The sequence below is a fragment of the Amycolatopsis sp. M39 genome, from assembly GCF_001651785.1.
Lineage (GTDB): Bacteria > Actinomycetota > Actinomycetes > Mycobacteriales > Pseudonocardiaceae > Amycolatopsis > Amycolatopsis rubida.
The window spans coordinates 93,139-117,735 of record NZ_LWSF01000024.1; the positions used below are offsets into that span (position 1 = coordinate 93,139).

General features: G+C 69.8%; 13 protein-coding genes and 1 pseudogene. 6 read left to right on the plus strand and 8 right to left on the minus strand.

The genetic code is table 11. The features are described from left to right. Positions 1-736 precede the first annotated feature (736 nt). A complete protein-coding gene (locus A4R44_RS35245) occupies positions 737-2,629 on the minus strand; it encodes a putative Ig domain-containing protein (RefSeq protein WP_067590560.1) in 1,893 nt (630 codons plus the stop codon). A gap of 168 nt (positions 2,630-2,797) precedes the next feature. Between A4R44_RS35245 and A4R44_RS35250 the strand changes: the two genes are divergently transcribed. Continuing rightward, positions 2,798-3,808, plus strand: coding sequence for a helix-turn-helix domain-containing protein (locus A4R44_RS35250; RefSeq protein ID WP_067590563.1), 1,011 nt, complete (start codon positions 2,798-2,800; stop codon positions 3,806-3,808). Between the two features lie 187 nt (positions 3,809-3,995). On the opposite strand, the pseudogene A4R44_RS52760 reads toward A4R44_RS35250, so the two are convergent. The 4 genes and pseudogenes from A4R44_RS52760 to A4R44_RS35270 form a co-directional block, all read right to left on the minus strand. Then, positions 3,996-4,334: pseudogene (locus A4R44_RS52760) on the minus strand (DUF4573 domain-containing protein); the annotation flags it as partial. A gap of 63 nt (positions 4,335-4,397) precedes the next feature. After that, a complete protein-coding gene (locus A4R44_RS35260; protein ID WP_067590572.1) occupies positions 4,398-5,513 on the minus strand; it encodes a hypothetical protein in 1,116 nt (371 codons plus the stop codon). A 69-nt stretch (positions 5,514-5,582) separates the two neighbouring features. Beyond that, the gene (locus A4R44_RS35265; protein ID WP_067590574.1) at positions 5,583-6,155 is read right to left on the minus strand and encodes a type VII secretion system-associated protein; all 573 of its coding nucleotides are present in this window, start codon (positions 6,153-6,155) and stop codon (positions 5,583-5,585) included. Beyond that, positions 6,148-16,962, minus strand: coding sequence for a hypothetical protein (locus A4R44_RS35270; RefSeq protein WP_067590577.1), 10,815 nt, complete (start codon positions 16,960-16,962; stop codon positions 6,148-6,150). The genes A4R44_RS35265 and A4R44_RS35270 overlap by 8 nt, the downstream gene beginning before the upstream one ends. Positions 16,963-17,497: 535 nt before the next feature. Here A4R44_RS35270 and A4R44_RS48485 point away from each other — a divergent pair. From A4R44_RS48485 to A4R44_RS35300, 5 genes are all read left to right on the plus strand, one after another. After that, positions 17,498-17,845 carry a hypothetical protein gene (locus A4R44_RS48485; RefSeq protein WP_157905073.1) on the plus strand — a complete coding sequence of 116 codons (348 nt, stop codon included), beginning with the start codon at positions 17,498-17,500 and terminating at the stop codon, positions 17,843-17,845. A 409-nt stretch (positions 17,846-18,254) separates the two neighbouring features. Next, a complete protein-coding gene (locus A4R44_RS35285; RefSeq protein ID WP_157905074.1) occupies positions 18,255-18,653 on the plus strand; it encodes a hypothetical protein in 399 nt (132 codons plus the stop codon). Positions 18,654-18,737: 84 nt separating this feature from the next. Beyond that, entirely contained in the window at positions 18,738-19,169 is a 432-nt protein-coding gene (locus tag A4R44_RS35290; protein ID WP_157905075.1) for a hypothetical protein, read from the plus strand. A 339-nt stretch (positions 19,170-19,508) separates the two neighbouring features. Further along, a complete protein-coding gene (locus A4R44_RS52095) occupies positions 19,509-20,999 on the plus strand; it encodes a hypothetical protein (RefSeq protein ID WP_157905076.1) in 1,491 nt (496 codons plus the stop codon). Positions 21,000-21,167: 168 nt separating this feature from the next. Continuing rightward, complete coding sequence (locus A4R44_RS35300) at positions 21,168-21,620, plus strand: hypothetical protein (RefSeq protein WP_067590592.1); 453 nt, start codon at positions 21,168-21,170, stop codon at positions 21,618-21,620. Between the two features lie 280 nt (positions 21,621-21,900). On the opposite strand, the gene A4R44_RS35305 is transcribed toward A4R44_RS35300, so the two are convergent. From A4R44_RS35305 to A4R44_RS51125, 3 genes are all read right to left on the minus strand, one after another. Further along, the gene (locus tag A4R44_RS35305; protein ID WP_093573594.1) at positions 21,901-22,725 is read right to left on the minus strand and encodes a hypothetical protein; all 825 of its coding nucleotides are present in this window, start codon (positions 22,723-22,725) and stop codon (positions 21,901-21,903) included. Continuing rightward, complete coding sequence (locus A4R44_RS35310; protein WP_067590595.1) at positions 22,722-23,120, minus strand: YbaB/EbfC family nucleoid-associated protein; 399 nt, start codon at positions 23,118-23,120, stop codon at positions 22,722-22,724. Before A4R44_RS35310 ends, A4R44_RS35305 begins: the two co-directional genes overlap by 4 nt. Before the next feature lie 17 nt (positions 23,121-23,137). Continuing rightward, a partial coding sequence (locus A4R44_RS51125) for an AAA family ATPase (protein WP_232791916.1) occupies positions 23,138-24,597 on the minus strand: 1,460 nt, incomplete at its 5' end.

Here is a 24,597-nt window from a genome sequence, read left to right on the forward strand (position 1 = left end):
GCTCGCCGAGCTGACCCTCACGATGCAGATGCCGCAGTGCCGCCACCAGGGCGCGCGAGAGCTACCGGTCGAGAGCTACGGCTCGTCTCGCCCTCCGGCACGGGCCCGATGTTCCCCGATCCGCCCAGCACGCCGAACTGCGGCGGGTCCGCGCGATCGACCGGCCGCTGACCTCCTGGACGACAAGGCTGACCGGACAGGACCGCGACGCGTGGCAGATGCTGGACCAGGCCCTCCGTGCCGGCTACCGGAGCGTCCTCGCCAAGCATTGGTGCTGGTTGCGTCGCCGTAGCTGTTTGGTGGGCGAAAATCCTTCCACGCCAAGCATCGGAGCACTGTTCGCCAGTCTCCGGCCGATGCTCCGCTGGAAGGGCCCGGCACGGCCACGGCCCGGTCCTGCGGCCGACGCTGCTGCGGTCCGGATGCCCGCTGGTCGGGAACTTCGCCGACCGCCCCGCCATGCTCATCTCCCCCGTGCTCACCCCGATGCCGCTGCCCGGCCGGTCCGCCGGACCCGCGGCCGCCCTGCTCGGAAGCACCCGCGCGGGCGCGCTCCGGTCCTTGCTCCGCGGACGCACCGGCCTCGCCCGCGAACTGTCCGTGCCGGTCGCCGCCGCGTCCTTGCCCACCAAGACTTTGCGCGAGCTGGGCATTCCGTACACGCGCGAGGTGAAAGTTCCTTGCACAGCAAGGAAAGGCCGCCCGCGGACGGGGCGGCCCCTCCTCAGGTTCGAATTCAGCTCACGGTCAGCGCCGTGTCGTCGAGGCAGAAGGAGGTCTGCAGGCTTGAGTCTTCGGTGCCGGTGAAGGTGAGCGTCACCGTCTGGCCGGCGTAGGCCGACATGTCAACGGTGCGCAGCTGGTATCCGTTCGCCTGGTTCAGGTTCGAGTACGTGGCGAGCGTGGTCGACCCAGCCTTGACGGTCAGCTTGTCGTACGCCGTCGAAGCAGTCGTCTCGGCGGTGTCGACGTGCAGGTAGTAGCTCAGCGTGGCGTGGCAGCCGGAGGGGATGGTCACCGACTGCGAGACCGTGTCGGTGTGCGCGCTGCCGTAGCCGTCGAGGTAGGCGAGGTAGGTGCCGCTGTGCGGGGGTTCGCCGTTGGACGACGTGCTGATCACTCCGCTGGACGCGGTCCACGGGCTGGTGCCGTTCTCGAAGCCGGGGTTGCCCAGCTTCTGCCCGGAGCAGGTGCCGCCGCCGGTCGGGGCGATGGTCCAGCTGAACGTGGCGGAGCCGGTGGCGCCCGAGGAGTCCTTGGCGGTCGCGGTCACCGAGTACGTGCCCGCGGTGGTCGGCGTCCCGGAGATCAGGCCGCCGGAGCTGATCGACAGTCCGGCGGGCAGGCCGGTGGCCGTCCAGGTGTAGCCGCCGCTGCCGCCGGACGCGGAGAGCCGCAGGTTCGCCGCGGTGCCGACGACGCCGTTCTGGCTGCCCGGGTTGTTCGCCGTGACGCCGCCGCTCGGCGCGCCCGCGGTGAACGCCGCGGTGCCGTTGGGAGTGCCGAGACCGGTCGGACCGTCCCAGCCCGGGCCGGCGTTGCACTGCACCGAGGACGAGCAGCTGCCGTTGCTGCCGGAGGTCACGTCGTTGAGGTTGCCGGTGTGCGAGTACGGGTAGGCGGCGGGGGTGTCGGACGTGCCGGGAGTGCCGGCGAGGGCGTAGACCGACGCGATGATCGGGGCGGACGCGCTGGTGCCGCCGTACACAGCCCAGCCGCTTCCGCCGTAGGTCTGGTACACCGCGACGCCGGTCTGCGGGTCCGCGACGGCCGACACGTCGGCGACCGCGCGCTTGCCGCAGGCGGTCGTCACGTTCTGGAACGCGGGCTTGGCCACGTAGCCCGAGCAGCCGCTGCCCGCGCCGCTCCACGCGGTTTCGCCCCAGCCGCGTGCACTGCTGTTGCGGGACAGCGAGGTGCCGCCGACCGCGGTCACGTACTGCGACGAGGCCGGGTAGCTGATGCCGTAGCCGCTGTCGCCGGTGCTCGCGGTGATCGCGACGCCGGGGTGATGGAAGTAGCTTGAGTCGGAGGAAGGTTCGGAACCGTCCTCGCCGCCGCCGTAGCTGTTGGAGACGTACTTCGCGCCCATCGACACGGCGGTGTTCACCGCGGTGCCGAGATCGGCCATGCTCGGCTGGTTCGCTTCGACGAGCAGGATATGGCAATTCGGGCAGATCGCCGAAACCATGTCGACGTCGAGCGAGATTTCGCCCGCCCAGCCGGAATCGGCGGACGGAAGCGGACTGGTCTGCCCGTTTTCGTTCACCTTCTTGAAACAGCCGTTCGCGGTGGTGCAGGCCGGGAGCCCGTAGGCGGAGCGGTAGCTCGCGAGGTCCGATTCAGCGTTCGGGTCATCGTTGGAGTCGACGATGGCCACCGTGGCCGAGGCGCTGCCGGCGGCGGTGAGGTTGTAGGCGGAGCGCAGGTCCGCGGGGCCGAACCCGCTGGGCAGCGCGCCGGGGGAGAGCAGCGCGCGCATGGTGTCGGTCTGGCGTTCGGCGAAACACGTGACCATGCCGGGCTTCGCCTTCTCGGCGCAGACGCGGGCGGTCGGATGCGCCGCGGCGGGCGCGGCCGCGGCGGGCAGGGCCGGGGCGGTCAAGGCCAAGGCCGCGAAACCGGCCATGGCAAGGATTCTTCGGGCTGAACGGGACACGATCCCTCCCAGGGAATTTCCTGCGAACGGCGTCGGGCCATTCGGTGCCCAGTTGTCTACAGTTCGTTCAGCCCTGGCGGTGACACGCTGGTGCCAGTGGCGCAATGGTGTCGGCCAGCCCGGTGGAGGTGCCTCCGAATGGTTCCCGAAGCAATCGGCCATCTCCTGACGCTCGGGCTCAAAGCGGACGAAGCAGAAATCTATCTCGACCTACTTTCGTCGGGACCGGTTCCGCCTGATCGGCTGGCGCGCGAGACCGGCCGCGACCCCGCGGAGGTGCGCCGCGTGCTGACCGTGCTGGCCGGGATCGGACTGGCCGGCCGCGTCGACGGACCCGGTTCGCCGATGTCCGCGCTGCGCCCGGAACCGGTGCTGGAAGTGCTGAGCAGGCAACGCGAGGCCGAACTGGCCGGAGCCCGCGCGGCGATGACGCGCCTGTACGAGGAATACCGCAGGCACTCGGCCCGCCATGACGCCGACCCGATGATCGAGGTGGTCAGCGGAACCACTGCCGCCGAACGGGTGCGGCAATTGGAGCGAGCGGCGCGGACGGAGGTGCGCGGACTGGACTCGCCGCCGTACTACGCCGACGCGGACGCCAACGAGATCGAACTGGAGAACCTGGCGCGCGGCGTCCGCTACCGCGCCGTTTACGGGCGGCTCGCGCTGGAACGCCCCGAGTACGTCGAGGAAAACATCCTGCCCTGCGGCAAACGCGGGGAGGAGGCCCGGGTGCTGCCCGAGGTCCCGGTGAAGCTCCTGATCGTCGACGACTGCGCGGCGCTGTCCGGCGCGGACCGCACCGTGCTGCTCATCCGCTCGTGCGGCCTGTTCGACGCGCTGGCCGGGCTGTTCGACATGTGCTGGCAGGTCGCGCTGCCGCTCGGCCTCGCCGACGACGCCTCCGGCCCCGAGATCCGGCCCAGCGAACGACGTCTGCTCGCATTGCTCGCCGCGGGCCTCACCGACGACCAGGTCGCCCGGGTGCTCGGCGTGAGCAGGCGGACGATGTTCCGGTATCTGGAGAACCTGATGGCCCGCACTGGTGCGGCGAACCGGTTTCAGCTCGCCTTGCACGCGACTCGCAATGACTGGCTTTCGATGGACAGCCAGCCGGGTGCCTCGCCGGTGCGGTCGGTGCCGTTGTGATCACCGGATGGCTGCGGCTCATTGTGGCCACCGGAGGGTGGTGGTCCACTGTGATCACCGGATGGTGGCGGCTCACCGTGGCCACCGGATGGCTGCGGCTCACCGTGGCCACCGGATGGCCGCGGCTCACCGTGGCCACCGGATGGCTGCGGCTCACCGTGATCACCGGATGGCTGCGGCCCACTGTGGCCACCGGACCGCTGCGGCTCACGGTGGCCACCGGATGGCTGCGGCTCACCGTGATCACCGGATGGCTGCGNCTCACGGTGGCCACCGGATGGCTGCGGCTCACCGTGATCACCGGATGGCCGCGGCTCACCGTGGCCACCGGATGGCCGCGGCTCACGGTGGCCACCGGATGGCTGCGGCTCACGGTGGCCACCGGATGGCTGCGGCTCACCGTGATCACCGGATGGCTGCGGCCCACCGTGGCCACCGGACCGCTGCGGCTCACCGTGATCCCCGGACGGCCGCGGCCCACCCAAAACAGCTGCGCCTCAGAGGTTTCCGCTGTGGCGACCGTCATCCGGAGCCCGCCTGCCGACCGGCGCGGTGGAGAACGTGCGCAGAGCTCAGCTGTCGTCACGACTCACCCGCCTCCTTCGGCGAGCGCCGGAAACGCTTGCCGGACCTCGGCGAACAGCACTCCGTGCCGTCCGTAGCCGAACGCGACCGCGGCTGACCAGAGCGCTCTGAACGCCGCGCTCAGCGGGTCCGGTTCGCGAGCGGAGAACACCGCCGGGAACGCCATCGCTTGCTGCAGGCAGTTGTCGTGCTGTCCGTCCGGCGAGGTAGCCAGCGTGTGCGGAACCCGTTCGTCAGTGAGCAGGAGGTCCCACGCCCGCCGGTCGTCGTCGAACGGCGCGGGCAAAGCTTCGCCCCGGTCCATCGCGGCCAGCGCGGGGGCTATCCACTCGACCTCGGTCAGCTGGGCCTCGGCGAACGCGCGCCGGACCACCCAGCGGGCGATCTGGCGCTGGGTCGCCGGATCCGCCTCGGCGAGCGCGTCGGCCAGCGGCCGGTCCAGCTTCGCCACGCTCAGCGCGTGGCCCCGCAACTGCCGCAGCCGTTCGCTGGGCAAGCGTCCGCCCCACTCGCGCGCCTCGGCCCGCAAGCGCGCTTGCGCGGCGGCCTGTTCTCGTTGCCGCCGCGCGAGGCGTTCTGCCTCGGCTTTCTCCTCCGGGGACGGCGGAGCCGGCCGTTCCCTGGCCGCCGCGTGCCAGTAGGCAGCGGTCGCGCTGGTCTGCTTGACCACCCGGTCCGGTTCCGGCGGACCCGGCCAGAACTGCAGCAGATAGCGGTCAGGCTCGAACTCCTCGCCCTCCGGAATGCCCAGCCGATGGGCCTCGTCCATCCGGCTCCCGCTGTAGCGGACCCGGTAGCCGATCGCGTCCAGATCCAGCGGCCACGAGCCGTAACCGCCCCAGGCGACCAGGGAGACCGCACCGGTGGGGCGGAACGAAACCTCGACTATGTCCTCCCAGGTCTCGTCCAGGGGCGGCGCCTCGTCGTGCAATTCCGCCCGGAAGCCGACCCGCCCGCTGTTCAAGCCGGTGACCAGGGACAGGCAACCGGGCACGGCAGCACCGCACAGCCCGTTTCGCTGCCCGCCGAAATACTCGGATTCCTTCGGCATGCCCGGCCAGCTCTGGACGTGGATCTGCGCGTAACTCACCGGTGCTTCGCCGCTCATCAGCACTCGCATCGCCGTTCCTCCCCTTCGGCTGCTGCCGGGGGACATCATGGCGCGGGGCACCGACAAAAACGGCACCGGTCAGGTCGTGATCTCCCGGACGCTGTCGGCCAGCAGCCGGAGGCACCCCGGCGCGCCAGGATTGAGGAGCAGGTCGACGCCGTCGTAGTCGTTCAGCAGGCGGAGCAGGTCGACGGGCGCGGCCGGACGCCACCCGGCAGCACGCACTCGGCGGCGGTGCGCCGGGGCCGTCGTGACGAGCAGGCACGGGATGTTGTCCGGTGACGGCGCGACGAGCGGGGATTCGTCGGTGTCCACGGCCACCGCGAAGGCTGATTCGCGAAAGACCGCGGCCAGCTGGTCGAAGTCTGCCTCGCCGCGGGCGGACAGGCGGAGCACGGCGTCCAGCGGGTCGGTCGGGGAGTCTTCCGCGGCCGGTTCGTAGGACGGATTGGGCTCGAAGCGGCTGAGGGACCCGTCCTCGCGCGCGAGCCAGCCGCCGACTACTGCCTGGGGCGGCGGGCTCGGGACTTCGGCGCCGTCGGTCGTCGACGCCGGGCGCCACGCCGGGTCGACCAGCAGCATCCACTGGTCCTCGGCCATCGCTGGCACCTCCTTCGCCTCCGGTGAATCTACCGGGCGGAACTCACTCATGGCTTGGACTCCCTTCCGCCAGTGCGGCCAGTTCAGCGGCCTGGCGGGCGGACGCGGCGCGTTCCTCCGCCTGGTAGCGGCGGATGGCCGCGGCGGTGTGCCACCGGTCCAGCCAGCCCAGCCCGGCGACGCTCAGCCGGTGCAGGGCCGGTCGCGTTCGAGGCCCGTCGAGGGCATTCCGCAGTGCAGTGCGGAAGGCGTCCGCGGACAGGTTCTTCTTGGCCAGCTTCTGGATGGCGGCGGCCAGGCCACGGGCGTAACCGTCGGGGTTCGGGTGGTCGGCGAGCCGGGTGATCTCTTCGAGCAGCAAAGCCCGGCCGCCGGGTGCGCTCAGGACGGCGTCCAGGGCGCCGTGCCGCTGCAGGACCTCGACTGTCTCGGCGATCCGGGTGACGTCAGCGCCGTCCCGGGTCGCTTCGGCAAGGTCGGAGAGCACTGCGGCGGCGTCCGGTTTGCCCAGCAAGGTGTCGGTCACGCCGTGCAGCTGGAGGAAGGCGTGCTGCTCGGTCAACTCGTTACGGAGCGCGGCGAGTTCGCCGGCGGCGGTCCAGATCAGGTCCGGTCGTTCGTGCCGCGCGACGTCCTCGGCGAGAGAAGCGGCCGACTCGCCGCGGCCGAGTTCCGCGAGGACCCAGCCGAGCAGTTTGGCGGTGCCGTCCCGGTCGCTCAGCGCGATCGGCCCGGCAGGCGGGGCCGGGCGGAACCACCAGCGGTGCGTGGCGGTTCGCACCAGTTCTTCGACCATCAGGTCCGTTTCGGTGCTGCTGCCGAGCAAGTATTTCGCAGTCGGGTGTCCGGCCGCCGACAGCCGGACGGCGACCGCGTCGGCTGGACGGTCTGTGCCGTCGGTGCGCAGTTGCCTGGTGAAGTTTCGGACAGCTGTCGCGTCGGTGGTCAGGAAGGACGATCCATGAGGGACGGACACATCGGACGGTGAGTAGTGCACCCCCACGGTACGGCCGTGCTGTGTCCAGGGCCGAGGTGTCGCGGGTGCGGGGCCGTCGTCCAGGCCGCGGAAAACCCTTGGCGCGGGCGTGCCGGCCGGCATCTCGACACCCGGGCCGAAAGCGATCCTGACCCGACCGTCCCCTTCGGACACCCGGATCTTCACGGGGACGCGGTCCAGCACGTCGGCGCCCAAGGCTCCGGCGAGGTTCCCGGCCAGTTCGCGCGCCGCGGCGGTGGCGTGCGCCCGGCCGTCCGGCCCGGTTCCGGTGACCTCGATCGGCGGGACCGGGCCGTCCGTCGAACGCAGCCGGGAGATCAGGGTGTCCAGCGGGGTATCCGCCACCAGGACGGCGTCGTCGGCCTGCATGGTGGCGGCGCGCTGGACCTCGCCGAGGTGGTAATGCACGCGGCTGTCGTCGATGGTCAGCAGCGCGCGGGCAGCGGGCGGCAGCGGGACGTCGTGCACCTCGCCGGTGTAACTGCTGCGGTCGGTCACGGTGCGGACCAGAGACGACAGCTTCGGATCGGCCGCGATGTAGGACAACGCCGCCTGCCACACCAGATCCGGGTCGGCGTGCCGGCGCACCGCGGGCTCGACGGCGGTCAGATGCAGGTCGCCGTCGCGGTTGTGCAGGCCGCGCACCAGCGTTTGGATCACGCGCTGGGTCAGCTCCAGCGTCTCGAACCGGTCCGTCAGCGGAGCCGGATCGCCCTGCGGCGGCAGGAGCCAGCTGTGGTCGCTGTTCATCCGGATCTCCGTCATGCCCGGCAGTTCGAGCGCGGAGTTCAGGCCGATCCGCCGGGCCGTTTCGGTCAGCGCGACCGGGCCGGAACGGTACATCACCGACTGCCGGTGCACCCGGCCCATCGGCGTGGCGAAGAAGCCCTGGCCGAGCGAGTCCACCTCGCGCGGCATCAGATTCGCCTGCGTCTGCCCGTAGTTGTCCCGCAGCTGGTCCAAATAGGACGCGGCGAACGGGTGTCCTTTCGCCATGGTGAACGCCGAGTTCGCGATGTTCCCGCCGACCCGGTGCACTGCGTATCCGGCGTCCGACTGGGCGGCGCGGACCACGTCGTCGAGGCCGTGCACGACATTGTCGCCGTCGGTGTAGAGGCCGCCGAACCGGTGCATCAGCTCCAGCCGGAGAATGTCGCTCGCCGCCGCGAATCCCGGGCCGGTCTGCTTGGCCGATTCGGACAGGTAGAACTCCTGTGTCCGCATTGGATGTTCGCTGGTGAACACTTCGTCCACATTGACCAGCTGGACGCGGTGCTCGCCGGCCCACCGCAGCAGATCGCGGACGTCGCGCAGCGGATCCGGACCCTCCTGCGGGGCCGTGGTGGTCAGCGCCAGTTCGGTTTGCCAGCGCGGCACGTCCGTCCACAGTACGGGGACGATGCCGTCGCCGAGCCGGTCCGCCGCGTCGCCGAAGTTGCGGCGGAAGGTGTGCATGGTGCCGGTGTCCTTGAGCGGTCCGCCCAGCCAGATCGAGTGCATCAGCAAGGGCGTTGACGTCGTCTTGGCGAGGGGCTCGACGTCGCCGGGCGCCCACGCGGACAGTTTCTCGTCCGGTCGTTGCTTCTCCAGCGTCCAGTCCCGGTTGTCGTCCAGGTTCGCGGGATCGAGGTGTTCGCTGCTCAGCTGGTAGCCCTTGGTGAGGTCCAGCAGGTCCAGGAAGCTGATGCCCTGTCCGGCGGTGAGGGTGCGGAAGTCGTGCCCGCGCAGGAATTCCGGCGGTTCCGGGGCACGGTACAGGCCGAACAGATCCGGTCCCAGCAACGGCGACGGCGGCGGGCCGTCGACTGCGGTCCGCCGCAGGTCTGCCACGAGCTCCGCGGGCGAGGAGTAGCGGGTTTCCTCGACGGGCGGCGCGGTGTCTGTCGTGGACTGGACTGACGGATCGCCGAAGGTGCGGAAATGGCCGCCGTCGGTGACCGCGGTGAACCCGCCCCTCGCCCCGATGGCCTTGCCGAGCGTCGCCGAATCCCGGCCGAACAACGCGGGTTTCGTCGGTGCGTGCACTGTGGACGGTCCGCCGAGTTCGCCGAGCGCTCGCTGGAAGTCGTGGGCGAGGCCGCCTGGTCCGTCGGTCTGGCCGGTGCCGCACGCGATCAGCGTGACCGACTGGGACTGGGCCAGCGGAGCGGCCCTGGCCACGATCCGGGCGAACGTGTTCCCGTCGACCCGCACAGTCTTGCCGCCGAGCAGAGTCACCTTGACCGACTGTTCGCGTCCGTGGGCGAAGACGAAAAGGGAGTCGTCGTCCCACGGTGCCGCGGTGTGGCCGGCCCATTCGCCGAATCGGCGGCCGGACAGCTCCGGCGTGGCCCCGGTGGCGTTGGCCTGCTTCAGCAGCGGGTCGAACTGTTCCGGGGTCGCGCCTTCCGGCAGGGTGCTGACCGTGCCGGAGTTGTTGTCGACCCAGTCCCGTTCGACGCTTTCGGTGTGCTCGTTCGCCGGGAGGAACGAGACGGCCCGAACCCGGCCGGAGCCGTCGGTGATCTGGCGGACCTGGATCTCGTGCGGGTCGAAGCTGTAGGGCCGGTCGGTGTCAGTGTCCCAGCCGGACACGGTGTCGTTCGCTTCGACAGTGCCTTCGCGATGTTGTTCCGAGGCGTTCTCCGGCGGACGCGGCCAAGTGTGCGCGTGGATCTGGCTGTCCGCTTCGGACTTGGCCTGCCACCATTTCCGCAGCGCCTCGTCGGCCTTCTCGCGGGCTTCCTGGATCCGGTTGGCGGCGTCGTCCTGCCGCGCGGAGTGATCGGTGTGGTTGTTGCGGTACTCGTCCAGCACGGCCAGGATTTCCGCGGCGCGATCCTGCGCGGCCTGCCGCTGCTGGACCAGGCGGGCCTGCTCGTTCCGGATCTGCTCGACCTGCCGTTGCGCGTCCCAGGCCCGCGCGACCAGATCGCTTTGCGCGACGGAACCCGGCTCCTCGCCGAGAGCCAGCGAAAGCAACTGCTCGTCGAGTTCGTTGAGCCGGGCGATCTCGTCATTGCCCGCGCGCAGCGCTTGGCCCACGTCGCGAGCTTCGTTCTGCGCCGTCTGCACCGCTTGCCGCATTTGCTGCACGGGATTGCCGTCGACCGGGAGGTTCAGCCCGCGTGCGCCGTCGGTCGTGGTGCGGACGTTGTCGTTCTCGGACAGCCACGCATCATCGAAGTCACGCTGTGCCTTTTCGAGTTCTTCTTCGGCCGTGCGCCAGTCCTCGGCGGCCTTCTTCACTGTGTCCTGCGCCGAAGCGAGCGTCTCCGGCAAGGGCTGGCCGAGCGAGGTTTCGAGGTCCGTTTCGCTCATCCGCGTCCGCGAGGACTGCGGCACCCGCACCTCGACCGCCGCGGTCTTGCCGTCGACCGTCGCGACGATCCGGTACTCGACGTCGAATCCGACCAGCCCGGTCCGGCCCTTGTCCTTGCCGACGACGGACCGCTGCGCTCCGGCGGTGCTGGACGTCGGATCGGTCCGGCCGATCGGGTTGCGGGCGTCGAGCCCGCCCCACGAATGCGTGTTCTGGCCCGGATCGGTGATGCCGCCGGTGCCGATGTTGCCCTGCTGCTCGCCGGTGACCGTTTCCTTGGCCTCGCCGGTGAACGTGGACCCGGATTGGTCCGAACGCTCCAGTTTGACCGAATCGCTCAGCCCGGTCAGCTCCGGTTTCACGACGCGGGTGTACACCTTCACCGAGGCGTGGCTGCTGCCGGTCACCGCGGTGGAATGCAGATCCGGGGTCGCGAACGGTGTGCCGACCATGTTCGGGAGATGCGCTTGCAGCGTCTCGTTGGTGATCGAGGACGAGAGCGTGTTGTGCGCGCCGGTCCCTGGCCCGGTGAGCCCGTTGCCCGCGCCGGCCAGCCGCAACGCGCGGACAGCGGCGGCCCGCACGTCCGCGGCGCCGCGGATCCCTTCGACGGTCGAAGATTTCGGCAGCGGGCCGAAACCTTCCCGCTGCCACGCGTCGAGCCGGTCCGGAGCGGACTCCGCGGCGCTGAGTTCGGTCGTCCGCGAGCCGTGCAGTTTGGTGTGGTACTGCTCGTCGCCGGAGATCCGGTGGTCGTCCGCGGACGACCGCGAGGTCACGGTCGCCTCCTGCGAAGCGACCGGGTAGGTGCGCCCGTCCCGGGCGACGACCAGCTCGAACTGGAACTGGTGCCGATACCGCGCCGACGGTCCGCTGGAGGACGAGGTCAACGCCGTGGTCGTGGTCGTGTTCTCGACGGTCTGGTCGGTCTTCGCGCGGGTCCCGGAAGCGCCCAGGTACGCGCCGTCGTAGCCGCTGACCTTGGGCTGGCTGTCCTCGAACAGACCGCGGCCGGCACCGCGGACCTGGCCGCCGTAGGACGAGCCGTGGCCGGAATTCTTTTTGCCTGTCCGGGTCGAGTTGACGACGTGGTCGACCTCGCTGCCGTCGTGCTTCACGTCGAGGAACTGGGTGTCGAGGATCTTCGCTTTGAGCAGCAGCTGGTAGTTGTCGGTCCAGAGCACGCCCGCGTCGTGCGCCAGCAAGGACACGCCGCCGTCCAGTGCACCGTCCACAAGGGACGTAACTGCTTCCGGAGAAGCCGTGTCGAGGGTGCGCTGGAGGTTGTTCATCGAATCGTTCAGCACTGATTTCGGCAGCAGTCTGTCGCCGAGTCCGCCGAGCTGCTGCCGGGCGTCCTGCACCAGCTTCGTCAGGTTGGGAGCGTCTTCCAGCACCGCCGAGCCGAGCGAGCTGGACTTGCCGCCCACCAGCGGCGGAGCGGAAAGCTTGCCCGGCGCCGGGGTGCGCGGCTCGACCGGCGGCAGCAATCCTTCCGCGCGTGCCTCGTCCTCGGCCATCGCCACGAAGACCGAACCCGGCAGCTGGACGTCCGCGCCTGCTCGCGAAATCGACCCGTTGACCAAGCCTTCCTGGCGGCTTTCCGCGATCAGCCGGACGTTCGTGTCGTACTGCACCAGCACCGTGCGACTGTCCGAAGAGGACCGGTTGGTGTGGTCGATGCTCGCGGTGATCTCGTGGGACGAACCGGAGCTGCGCTGCCACGGGCTCCACTTCGCGGTACCGAAGAACTGGCCCTGGCCGTGGGTGTCGCTGCCAGGCGGCCGGACGGTGAGGCCGAGTTGCACGTTGGCTTCGACGGATTGCTTGTGCGTGCCTTCGTAGCCGGCCTTCGAACCGCCGGAATACGTCCGGTCGCCGCCGCCGGTTTCCGAGACCGCGACGAGCTTCGGATTGCTCAGCGAAATGCCCATGCCGAGACCGCCGACTCGGTCCGCGACGCGGCGGTCGTAGCGGAATCCGTTCGCGGTACCGCCCTGTTTGAGCAGCTTCGGCGTGAGGCCGCGGAAGTTTTCCGGGGAGAACATCCGGTCCACGCGGGCCCGCGCTTCGCTGCCCGGCAGGCCGAGGACCGCGTCGCCGCCGGCCGCGCGCTGGAGCTGGCGCAGCGCCTCGTCCCGCAGCGCCTCGGTGTTCGCAAACGCCTCCACGTGCAGGAATTTCGGCGTCGTGTGGTTCTGCTGCTGGGTCAGCAAGTCGTCGATGCTCGGGGTTTCGTTCGGCGTCATCGAGACCACGCCCGGTTTGCCCGGCTTGAATGCAGCCGGGTCCTTCGTGAGCGCGGCCCCGTCGTTGATCCACAAATCGACCTTGCCGTCGATCTTCGGCAGGCCGGGATCGCCGGTTTTGGCCACTGTGGCCACCTTCGGCGTGACCCGGAAGGGCGATCCGGGCGTCAGCCGCCGCACCCACGGCCGGTGGCGCGTGTAACTGGTGATCTCGACCTCGAACTCGATGTCGTGCTCGAAGACCTGCGAATCCGGGCTGCCGCCCTTGCCGGTCGTGGTGGTCACCGTCGGGCCGCCGGAGTTCTTCCACGTCCGGTTGTCCGAGTACTGCAGCGGGCTGACGGTCGGGCTGACGCCGAGGCTCGCCACCGTCGTGGCGCCCGGAATGATCACGCGGCCTTCGAGGCCGACCGTCCAGCCTCGTTCGGTGGTGGTCGCGCTGGTCAGCGAGGGGCTCGTTTCGTTGCTGTTCTTGACCGCACGGCCGTCCGCCTGACCGAGGTGACGGCCAGGCCCGGGCTTCGCCTTCACGGTGACGTTGATGTACTCGTCGGTGAACAGCCCGCGCCGCTTCAACTGGGCTGAAACGCCTTGCGTGAACAGACTGTCCATTTTGCCCCGGAGCGAGGCGAGGGAGAACGTGGACGTGATTTTCCGCAGGTTCGCGAACCGCTCGGAGACGTCCCGGCCGGAGCCTTGGTCGTCGCCTTGGAACTTGTCCCAGCGGGGCAGGAACTTGTCCGCCCCCGGCAGGTTCCGCAGCGCGTTTTCGATCTGCGGCTGGACACGCGTCGCCGGTTCGAACGACCCGGGCCGCGCGGTGCCCGCCGCCATGGCCGCCGCGAGATAGGGCGGTTCGTAGCGCGCACCGACGTCTTTGAACTTCGCCGCGGTGTTCTTCGGTACCGGAAGTCCCTGTGCTTTCGCCTCGGGCAAGCCCATCCGCGTGTACGAAGTGGCCTGGACGGTGGTCTTTTCCCCGGCGGAAGTGGTGACGTCGAGGTCGACGGTGACCTTGTACAGGCCGATGTCGCCCTTCGCGTTCACTGTGGACTTGGTGGTGAAGCTGGTGCCGCTTGTGGACTGCTGGTTGACCTTCCGGGAATAGCTGCCGCTGACCCCGCCGACGCCGCCGACCGCCCCGGGCACATAGGAACCGCCGCCGAAGATCGCATTGACCTCCCCGCCGTATTTCGACGAGACGGTGGTGCTTCCGCCGTTTACCGAGGAATCGTTGAACCGCAGTTCGCTGTCGCCCGGGATGGTGCCGAGGTATTCGACGTTCGTCGGCCGCGCCGCCAACTGCACGGCGTCGCGGTGGGCACCGTGCGGACTGAGCAGGTCGTTCGACACCACCGGACTGCCCTGCATCGCGGTGCCGAGCATACTGCGCACCCCGCCGCGGCTGAGGAATTCCCGCAGCGAGGTACGGCCCGGGGCGCCGAATTTCGTCACCGACGGATGCAGGTTTTTGCTCACCTGATCGAAGAGCGCGTTCTCGTCGAAGTCGACCGCTTCCGGCGAAAGGAATTCGATCTTCCTGGCCCAGTCCGGCTTCGGCTCCGCGGGCCCGGCAGGCTGTTCCTGCTTCAGATTGGCCAAGTCCGTGGAGAGGACCACTCCGACTTGGCCCTCCACTGTGGATCCGACCAGTCCGCCGGTTTCGTTGCGCACCGTGATCCGATAGGTGACCGGAGCGTCGGCCCGCTGCATATCGCCCGCGGTGCGGATCACCCGTTGCTCGGTTCCGGTCGTGGTGCCGGTGTGCTCCGCGGACGGGCTGGCGAGCTGCGCGGTGCCGCCGACGGAGGCGTACGGACCGGCCGGGAACATCGCGAAGTACGAGGAGCCGACGACCTTCGCGGTGGTGTCGGTGTTCGGGCTCGCGTGGGTGGTCTTGACCTCGTTCTTGACGTCGCCGATGGTCGGCTGCGGGAGTTTCGTGATCTGGCCGGCGTTGACGGAGCCGAAGTCCGGCTCCGCGGTGACGTGCACCTCGTACCACTTCTCGCCCGCCCGCACCATCTGCTTGCGGCCCTCGCCCATGAAGGACTCGAACTCAGGGCCGGACAGGGAATCGGTAATCGCTTCGATGCCGTGGATGTGCGGCGGGTTCCGCGGTTTCGGGTTGAGGCGGTGGATCAGGTTTTCGATGCTCGTGCCGACCTCCTCGGCGCCGCGGACGTCGACCGGGACCACGGAGCCGAGCGCTGTGCCGTCGCGGGCGAACTCGGGCAGCCGGTCGGCGAGGGGACGGGTGTCGGGCTCCTCTTCGGTGTGCTCGTCGGCGACGAGCACGGCTTCGTCCTGACGCGGCGTCCAGTCCGCGACCAGCTGGTCGAAGAACGCGGCGCGCTGGGGGGCTTCGGCCCGCAACCGGTCCGGGTCGAGGAAATAGAACTTGGCCGCTTCGGCCATGTCCTCGTTCGGGTTCGTCGCGCCGTAGCGGGTGATCGGGCGTTCGCCGTCGAAGGACGGGAAGCCGTCGGCGGTCCAGTATCCGGTGTGCTCGTTGAACGCCGAGAGGTTCTCCTCGCGGAGTTCCTTGGCGATCCGGGCGGCGCGCACGCGGATCAGGTCGGTTTCGCCGCGTTTCGCGAACACCTCGGGATGGGACTGTTCGAGCTGTTTGACGAACTCCGAGCGCCGCGGCGCGTCGGCGGCCAGTTTGCCCGGCGCGGCCAGATGAGTCCGGATCGACCCGGCGAAGTCCTCGAAATCGCTGCGGAACTTCGGGTCCGTCGGCGGTTCGGCGCCGGGCGCCCGCTTCGGCGTGTTGTCCTCGTTCCAGACGCCGACGTGCTTGGTGTAGTCGCCGAGGGCGTATTTGAGCAGGCCGTGGGACAGTTCGTGGGTGAGCATGCCCTCGACCTCGCGGCGCCCGCCGCCGAAGTCCCGGTCGAAGCCGGCCATCGCGTAGACGTTGACCGTCCGGTGCGAGCCGATGTACTCGCCCGCCATGCCAGGGGAAAGCTGCCCGTTCTCGATGCCGAAGTTCGCCGCGCCGACGTGCTGGACTTCCTGCTCGATCCCGGCGCGGGAGGAATTCTGCCGCTGGTCGCCGATGATCGGGGCGTAGTGCTTGAGCGCGTCGGCGACGGCGGCCTTTTCGTCCGGGGTGAACGCGCGGGGTTTCACGCGGTTCGCGACGGTCTCGCTGGCTTTCGGATTGCTTTCCCGGACCGCCTGGACGCCGCGCTCGGAGTCGAACTGGACACCGGTCTGCTGGTCGTGCGTTCCCGGGGCGGGTTCGCTCGACGGGTGCGGGTCCGGCGGGGCCTTGATGGGCGTGTGCAGGTTCGGCTTGCCGTCCGGATCGGGCTGCGAACGGAGGTCGTCCTGCCGCGGTGGCGGGTTCGTCGCGGGGGAGTCGCCGAGGTGGTGGTCACGGATGTTCGCGGTGTTCGACACCTGCTCGAGCTGGGCCAGGTTGCCCTGGTTGAGCCGCGAATCGTGCCAGGCGTCCGGGCCCATCACGCCCGGCTGGTCCTGGCGGTTGAACAGCATTTCGTCGTTCTTGTAGCCGTCGCCGAGGCCGAGGAAGTGCATCAGCTCGTGGGTGACGCCGAAGGGCGAGTCGTGCACGTCCCAGTTGAGCTGGTTCGTGTCCGGGGTGCCGGAGTCCACAGTGGAATCGTGCAGGTTCACCGGGATCCGGCGGCCGGGATCGGCCTGCCAGCCGGTGTCCTCCGGGTGGATGTCGTCGGCGACGCGGACGTCCAGGCGGACGTGCAGCTGGTCGCCGCCGGGCAGCCGGGAGGACTGGTTGACCCAGTCGTCGAGGTGGGCCCGCATTTCCTGGATGAACTGCTCCCGCTGCGCAGGCGACACCGAGCCGGAATGCGAGGTCAGGTCGATCGGGATGGTGTGCTCGCGCACCCACTGGCCCGGCGCGATCTCGAACCGGCGCACGTCGAACCGGATGTGCGCCATCGCTCCGGCGAGCTGCCCGCCCTTGAGCCCCGCGCGGTTGCCGGTGAACTGCCCGGCGATCTTCTTGACCGGGTCGAACCGCTCCGCGGAAAACCGGGTGACCGGTGCGGTGTCGCGACGGCCGTTCCAGTCCTTCGGCCCCGGCAGGGTTTTCGGGTTCGGTTTCGGCGCCGCCGTTGCCTGCCCGTTGTTCTTCGGCGCGGCAGCGGGAGTCTGCGTGGTCGCCGGACGGTTGCCGCTGAGGTTGTCGACCAGCGCCTGCCGGGTGGCGAGGGTCAGCTCGGCGAGCTTCTTGCCGTCGTCGACGTTCTCCTTCATGCCCTTGACCAGCGACGTGCGCTCGTTCTTGGGCAGATTCGCGACAACCTCGGAAAACACCTCCGGCCGGTTCGGCGTCGGCCCGCTCGGAGTGATCTCGTGGAACGCGGCTTTCGCGGCGATCTTCGCCAGATTGGGATCGAGAGTCGTGTGATTGCCGAGATAGTGGCCGATCTGGTCGGACCAGGTGGTTTCGTTGGCGTGGCTTTGGGTCAGCGCGGTGATGCCATTCGGATCGGTGCCGACCTTGCCCGCGATCCGCGATCCGTCGGTCTGGACGGCGAGATCGGACGAGAATTTCGCGATCGCGCTCNATCGCGCTCGGATGGTCGCTGTATTGCCAGCTCGGGTTGCGCTGGGACAGGACTGAATCCACCAGGCCCTGGCCTTCTTTGGCCCCGTAGTCGAAATTGCCGGTGTTGGGGTTTTTGGTGCCGAAGGTCGCGTCGTTCTCCAGCTTGTTTCCCGGCATCCGGACGAAAGTGTTCGGCTCCGGAAAATAAACCGACCGGGAGTCGACTCCGGCCAGCGCCTGCCGGACGTCGAGATCCAGCTGCGCGGCACGGTTGGCGAGGTCCCCGTCCTCGGGCCGGACGTGGTAACCGCCGCTGATCACCTCTGGCGGGCCTTCGGGGTTCTGCTGGACGGCGGTGTTGACCGCGTCGAACAGCGGCCCGTCGCGGGTGGCGAGGGAATGGATGTCGGCGTCGCCGGTGTGCAGGTAGACCTCGTTGTCGCCGCCCGCCTCGCGGATCTGCTGGGCGAGCTTCTCGGTGACCGGGTTCCGGACGATCGTTTCGCGGATGCCGCCGTAGGGGATGGTTTTCTGGTCGATGACCGGGTTGCTCGGGTGTTTCCAGGTGAATCCGACGATCGCCACCGGGAAACGGTTGTCCCAGGTATTCTGGAACTGCTGGATTTTCTGGTTGATGGCTTGTTCTGAGCCCGGTGTCCCGTTGAGTCCGATGACCAGGCCGAACCGTCCGTCCGAAGAATTCCCGGTGAACCCGGCGGAGTACTTTTCCGCGAGGTCCTGGAGATTGTCGTCCGGAGTGGCGGCGACGGTGGCCACTACGCCGACGCCTTCCTGGCTGTTGCGGGCGCCGAGGTCGCCGATGATGCCGGTTTCGTGCACGACGGTGAACTTGAAGTTCCTGAGGTGCTGAGCGAAATCGGCCTTGCCGCCGGTGACCGGGGGCTGCTTGCCGACATTCGGCCCAGGGCCGGTGCTGGTGGCGGGGGCCGGCTTTTTCGGCGCGGCGACCGGGGTGTGGAGGTTGGGGGCCGGTTTTTTGGGTGCGGCGACCGGGGTGTGGAGGTTGGGGGCCGGCTTCGTGGGCGGCGAGGGTGGGGTGTCGAGGTCCCGGCGCGGCGGATTCGCCGCGGTGGTCGCCTTCTTGGCCGGCCCGGCCGGCGTGTCCTGGCGGGGTGTCGCTGGGGCTGGTTTCCCCGGGGTGTCTTGGCGCGAAGCGGTGTTTTCGCTCGGCGCAGGGGTGGGCTTGGTGCTGATCGGCCTCGCCGGGGACGGCGCTGGGCTGGCCTTTGGCTGGGGAGCGGGGTCGCGCGGGGCCGGCTCGGCCGCGGGCTTCGCGTTGGTCGCCGGATTCGTCGAACTGTCGGGGTTCCGGTCGGGATTCGGCGTCGGCGAGGAGGCGGTGCCCGGGGTGACGACCGAGGTGGCGGCTGGCCCGCGCTGGGCGGAGGGAGCCGGCGTCGAGGCGGGCTCGGCGGCCGGGTTCGAGGTGGGGTGAGGGTCCGCGGCCGGGCTGGGGTGGGTGTTCGAGGTCGGTTTCGCGGCTGAGTCTGGTGTGGTCGGTGGGTTTGGGCTGGGGTGGGTGTTCGAGGTCGGCTTGGCGGCTGGGTCTGGTGTGGTCGGCGGGTTCGGGCTGGGATGGGTGTTGGGGTTCGGCGTGGTGGCCGGGCCCGGAGAAGCAGCCGGGTTCGAGGTGAGGTTGGCGACGGGGTTCGGACGGGCGCTCGGGACCGGATCGGCGCTCGTCGGGCCGGGATTGGCGACCGAGGTCCGTACGGGGCTCGGATCCGGGGCGGGGGAGGCGTGCGGGTTCGAGCCGTCGACGGTCGTCTTGGGGGCGGGGCCGGGGGTCGAGTCGATGCCCTTGACGCTGCTCGAAGTCGGCGGTGGTACCGGCTTGGGCTGCGGGCTGGCGGCCGGGTCGGGGGAGTTCGGGCTGGTGCTGGCGCTCGAACCCTGGCTGGTGTTCGGGGTGCGGACGGCGTCGGGGGACGGGTTCGCCCCGGCGGGGTGATGTGGCGAGGCCGTGCCGTTCGGGCTGGGCGACGAGCCCGGAGAAGCGTTGGCCGCGGGACCCGGGTTGGCGTGGCCGGACGGGCTCGGGGCAGTCTCCTGGCCGGGGTGAGTCGTCGGGTTCGGGGAGCCGTTGGGCTCGCCCGCGGAATGCGGAGCCGCGTTCGGGTGACCGCTGAAGCCGGGTAGGCCGGCGTCGTGCGGCGCGGCGGGCGAGTGGTTGCCGCTGGTCGCGGGCGGTGAGACGGGGTGGTTGCCCGCTGCGGGGTGACCGTTCGTGCTGGTGGAGCCGGCGGGCGGGTGTCCCGTCGTGCCGGAGTTAGGCGCGGAAGCTGGTGGGGTGGCGTCTTGGGGCCCGGTGGTGTGGGGCGCGGACGACGGCGGAGCGGGGGTGCCGTTCGTGCTGGGGTTCGGCGTGGACGTTGACGGAGTTGCCTCTGGGGACCCGGCGTGGCCAGGTGCGGACGGTGGCGGAGCCGGGTTGCCGGTCCGCACCGAGTCCGGCGTCGACGGGGGCGGGGCGGTGTGGTGGTCGGAGCCGTTCGTGCCGTGGTTGGCGGAGTCCGGGTTGGGGTTCGTGCCGGGGGACGGGTTGGGGTTCGTGCCGGGAGACGGGTTGGGGCTGGGGTTTGTGCCGGGGGACGGGCTGGGGTTGGGGTTCGTGCCGGGAGACGGGTTGGGGCTGGGGTTTGTGCCGGGGGACGGGTTGGGGCTGGGGTTGGCGTTCGTGCCCGGATTCGGGCTCGGGCTGGGGTTTGTGCTCTGGTTTCCGGCGGTCGTGCCGGGGCCGGTGCTCTGGTCGCCGTTCGTGCCGGGAGCGGGGTTCGGGCCGGTGGTGGCGGGCCCGCCGGGGTTTACGGGGGCGGGGTTGGCACCGGGCGGATTCGAGCCGGTGGCGGGAGTGTTCGCGCTGCCGGACGAGTCGGTGCCTCCGGCGGGGTTGCTGCCGGGCGAGTGGGGGCCTGGCGCGGAATTGCCGGCCGGACCGTTCGCGGGGGTGTTGCCGGTGGGCGCGTTCGAGTTGTTCGCGGAGCCTGAGTTGCCTGCTGAGCCGGGGCCGCTCGGTGTAGTCGAGTTGCTTGTGGAGTTGGGGTTGTTCGGCGTGCCCGGGTTGCCCGCGGTGGCGGGGCCGCTCGGTGAAGTGGAGTTGCTGCCTGGGGAGTTGGGGTTGTTCGCCGTGTCCGAGTTGCCCGTGGAGCGGGGGCCGCCCGGTGAAGTGGCGTCGTCGGGTGAGGGCGAGTTGTTCGCGGAGTGGGAACCGTTCGCCGAACTTGAGTTGGCAGCGGAGTTCGGGCCTCCGCTCGGCGTGCTGCCGTTCGCCGAGTGCGAGCCGGTTGCGGAATTGGGGTTGCCGGCCGAGTTCGGTCCGGTGCCGGAGTGTGAGGTGCTGCCGGGGGAGTTCGAGCCGCCCGTCGAGCGGGGGTCGCCGGAAGTCGAATTGCCGGTGGAGTTGTTGCCGTGCGCGGAGGAGGTGTTCTGGCCGTCGTTGTGCGGAGCGTTGTTGCCGGAGCTGCCGGGGCCGACTTCGCCGGAGCCACCTGCGCGGTGGGAATTGCCGGAGCTGCCGGGGCCGACTCCGCCGGAGCCACCTGCGCGGTGGGAATCGCCGGAGCCGCCAGGACCAACGCCGCCAGGACCAACGCCGCCAGAGCCGCCGGAGCCGCCGGAGCCGCCGGAGCCGCCGGACCCGCCGGAGCCGCCGGAGCCGCCGGACCCGCCGGACCCGCCAGAGCCGCCGGACCCGCCGGGCGCCGTGGGGCCGTTGATCGGGTTCACCTTGATGTTCCCGGGACCGTTCTCCCCGCCGGGGTCGTTCGGGCCCTTCCCCTGACCACCGCCGTCATTGCCGCCGCCGGTGAGTTTGTCGTGCAGGCTCTGCCCGGCGTGGTGGGCGCCGTGGGTGGCGGCGCCGCTGAGGCCGCCGTTGAGGGCTCCCCAGCCCAGGCTGTCGAGGTCTCCGCCGAACAGGCCGGCCCCGGACAGGCCGACGACCACCTCGGTGGCCGCTTCCACCCCGGCCGCGCCGAAGACGTTGTGGCCCCACTTGCCGAGGCCGCTGTGCGCGCCCGCGGCGAATGCCCCGCCGATCGCGCCCAAGGCCGCGTTCTGGCCGATCTGTTTCCAGTCGAAGCCGTCCCGGTTTCCCTGCGCGATCTGGATGAACTCGGCCAGCATCTCCTCGGCCGCCTCTTCCGCGGCTTCCTGCGCGGCCTCGCGCGCGACCCTCGACAGCAGGCTCATCAGGCGCGACATCAGCGAGCGTTCGATCTGCATCACCGCGGTTCGCCCGGCCGCCCAGATTCCCGGGATCAACGGGGCGGTGAACGGGTTCGTCATCGCCCAGATCAGGTCCGCGGCGGTGACCGCGATGGAAATGAGAATGCCGTATTTGGCGTTCTCGACATTCAGCGCGTATTCGCGCAGCGCGGCGGCCTGCTGCTGGGCCCGGTAGGAGAAACCCGCGCCCATGGTGCTGAGTTTGTTGGCGTAGTCGGCGAAGTTGGTCGCTACCTCGCCGCCCACGTTGGAGATCACCTGGTCCGCCAGCTGGCTGAAACCGGTTCCGGCGGCGGAGATTTCCTGTGCGACCTGATCCCATTCGGCGGCCAGTTCGCGTGCTTTGTCCTCGTCGCCCTGCGGCCAGGCGTCACCCGCGATGATGTAGAACACCCAGTTCAGGCTGGGGTCCACCATGAGACTCATCGCGGGGGCACCTCCTTAGCGCACAGCAGTCAGGAAACGGGGTCTTCCGGGGTGATCGCGGGCTGGGCGGGGATCGACTTCGCCGGTTCCCAGCCGCGTGGTGCGGGTTCTCCCTTCACCGCGGGCACCCAGGACTCCGTCGGCTCCAGGCGGGCCGGGGTCCGCTCCGGCAGGGTGACCTCGCCTTCGGGGGTCTCCATCCGGTCCTCGACCGCGTGCACCGGTTTCTCCGAGCGGACGAAGACCGTCGATTCGGTCGGTTGCAGCGGGGTCTCGACCTTGTGCTGGGCCGGGCGCTCGGCCGAGAGGCGCTTCAAGCGCGGTGCGTCGCCGGTCACGGGTTCCTTGCCGCGATCCGGGACCTGCGCCCGGAGGCTCTTGGCCGGGGTCCAGCCGCCGCCGTCTTCGGCTTCCGGTTCGGTGCGCAGCAGCTTGCCCTGGATCCGCACGCCGCGCTGGTACTCGGTCGGAGGGTTGTCCGAACCGCCGCCGGGGTCGGCCTTGCGGACCTTGTGGTTCAGGTCGGTGAAGTTCTTGAACAGGGCGTTCGACCCGTCGTAAGCACCCTGGTCGGCCTCGCGGAACGACGTCGCCATGTCGCCGATCGCGTCGCGCGTCGCTTCCACCGCCAGTGCCCAGGCGTTGATGCCGTTGTAGATCTCGGCCGCCGACTGGATGTGCGTTTTCGAGAATTCGTTGCCGTTCTTGTCGTTCCCGGCCGCGTCCTGGATCCGGCCGGGGTTCGCCAGGCTCTGCACCCGCTGGGCCAGCGTGCGCAGTTCGGCGCTCTTGCCGTCGAAGCCGTCGCGGCCGCCGTCCAGACCGTCGGCGTCGACGAAAAACTGGTCGGTCACGGCAGGTTCCCTTCGTCGAATCCCGGCACCCGCGCCGAGAACAGGGCGTTGACGTCCACTTTTCCGCTCATCAAATCCTCCGCTGAGATGCCCGGCGGCAGCATGGGGGCCATCATTTCCGCGGCCGCGGCGACGGATTTCTGCCGGGCGGCGGCCACGGTCTGCACGATCACCGAGGCCAGCTCGGCAGGGGCCATGCGTTTGTACGCGCTGGTGGGGAAGGAAAGTTCGGTCAGGTCGCCGGTACGGCCTACGGTCGCCGTGACCTCGCGGCGAGCCGAAGTGGCGGTGCTGGTGGCGGTTTCGACGTCCTGGCGGGCTTGGTCGAAATGGTCGCGTTGGTGCTGGTAAGCCGCCATCGCGTCCTCAAGCATCTTTTCGTAGTGCGTGCTCATCAATCTCCTCCCGAGGGTCAGCCGACCGAGGCCAGTCCGGGCCCGAGGGCCATGGCGCCGGTGTCGGGCGGGCGGATGCCGCGCAGATCGGCGGCGGCGAGCGTGCGGGACGCGGCGGCGGCCGAGAGCGTGCGGGCGAGTTCGTGCGCGGCGTACGCGGTGTGGTCGGACGCGGCGGACAGTTCATGGGCGAGGGCGTCGCGGACGTCGTCGGGAACCTCGTGACCACGCCGCACCAGCAGGCGTACGGCGATCTCGGCGAGTTCGTCCACTGTGTACTCGCCGAGCTGCCAGCCGTAGGGGAAGGCGTCGCGCAGGGTGGGCAGTTGGGCGAGCAGTTCGCCGACGCGGTCGCTTTCGCCGGTGAACACCACGACCGGATCGGCGGGACGGCGGGCGATCATTTCCGACAGTGCTTCCAGGGCTTCGATGCCGGGGGTGTGCGGCGAGGTGTCCCAGTCGCCGTCCAGGTCGACGACCAGGGTGCCGCCGGAAGCGTCCTCCACCGCGGCCCGGACCAGGTGTTCGGCTTGGCCCGGCCATTGCGGGGAAAGCTCTTCGGCGAGGTTGCGGCGCACCAGCTGTCCCATCGGGGCCATGCCGAATTCGGAGAGGATTTGCGCGTACAGTTTCGCGTACTCCGACCGTCCGGTGCCGCGTTTGCCGCTGATCACCAGATTGGCCTGGTGGCCGAGCGGCTGGCGTTCGTGGGCGAGCCTGCCGAGTTTGAGCAGCAGCCGTTCGGCGTTCTCTCGCACCGATTTCTGGCCGGCCAGGCCGCTGAGACGCTTCCAGCCCGCACTGGTCTTGACAGCGGCGGCGGGATCGGCGGCGACCGAGACCGTTGACTTCGCGGCGGACGGCAGTTGCGCGAGCTCGGCCTGAAGGTCATCGGCGGTGAGGCGGTTCAGTTCGATGTCTTTGGACGGCGGATAAAGCGCCAGCCGCGACGCCTGGTTGTTCACCATCGCCTCGAACAGCTTGCGCGCGACCCGGCCGTTGCCGAACGTCGAGGTCTTCGGCACCCGTTCGAAATACTCGCGCAGCGCGGCGAGCGCGTCGTCGGTCATCTCGTAGTAGTGCTTGCGGGTCAGGCCGGTCGTGATGGTGACCAGTTCGTCGACGCTGTAGTTCGGGAATTCGATGGTGCGGGTGAACCGCGAGGCGAGGCCGGGGTTCGACTGCAGGAACTGTTCCATCTGCTCGGAATAGCCCGCGACGATCACCACCAGCGAATCGCGCTGGTCCTCCATGATCTTCATCAGCGCGTCGATCGCTTCCTGCCCGAAGTCCGGACCGGAGCCGCCGGTCGGCGCGCTCAGCGTGTACGCCTCGTCGATGAACAGCACCCCGCCGACGGCCTTTTCCACGACCTCGGTGGTCTTGATCGCGGTGGACCCGATGTACTGGCCGACCAGGTCCTGGCGGGCCACCTCGATCATGTGCCCCTTCGACAGGATGCCGAGTTCGGCGAGCA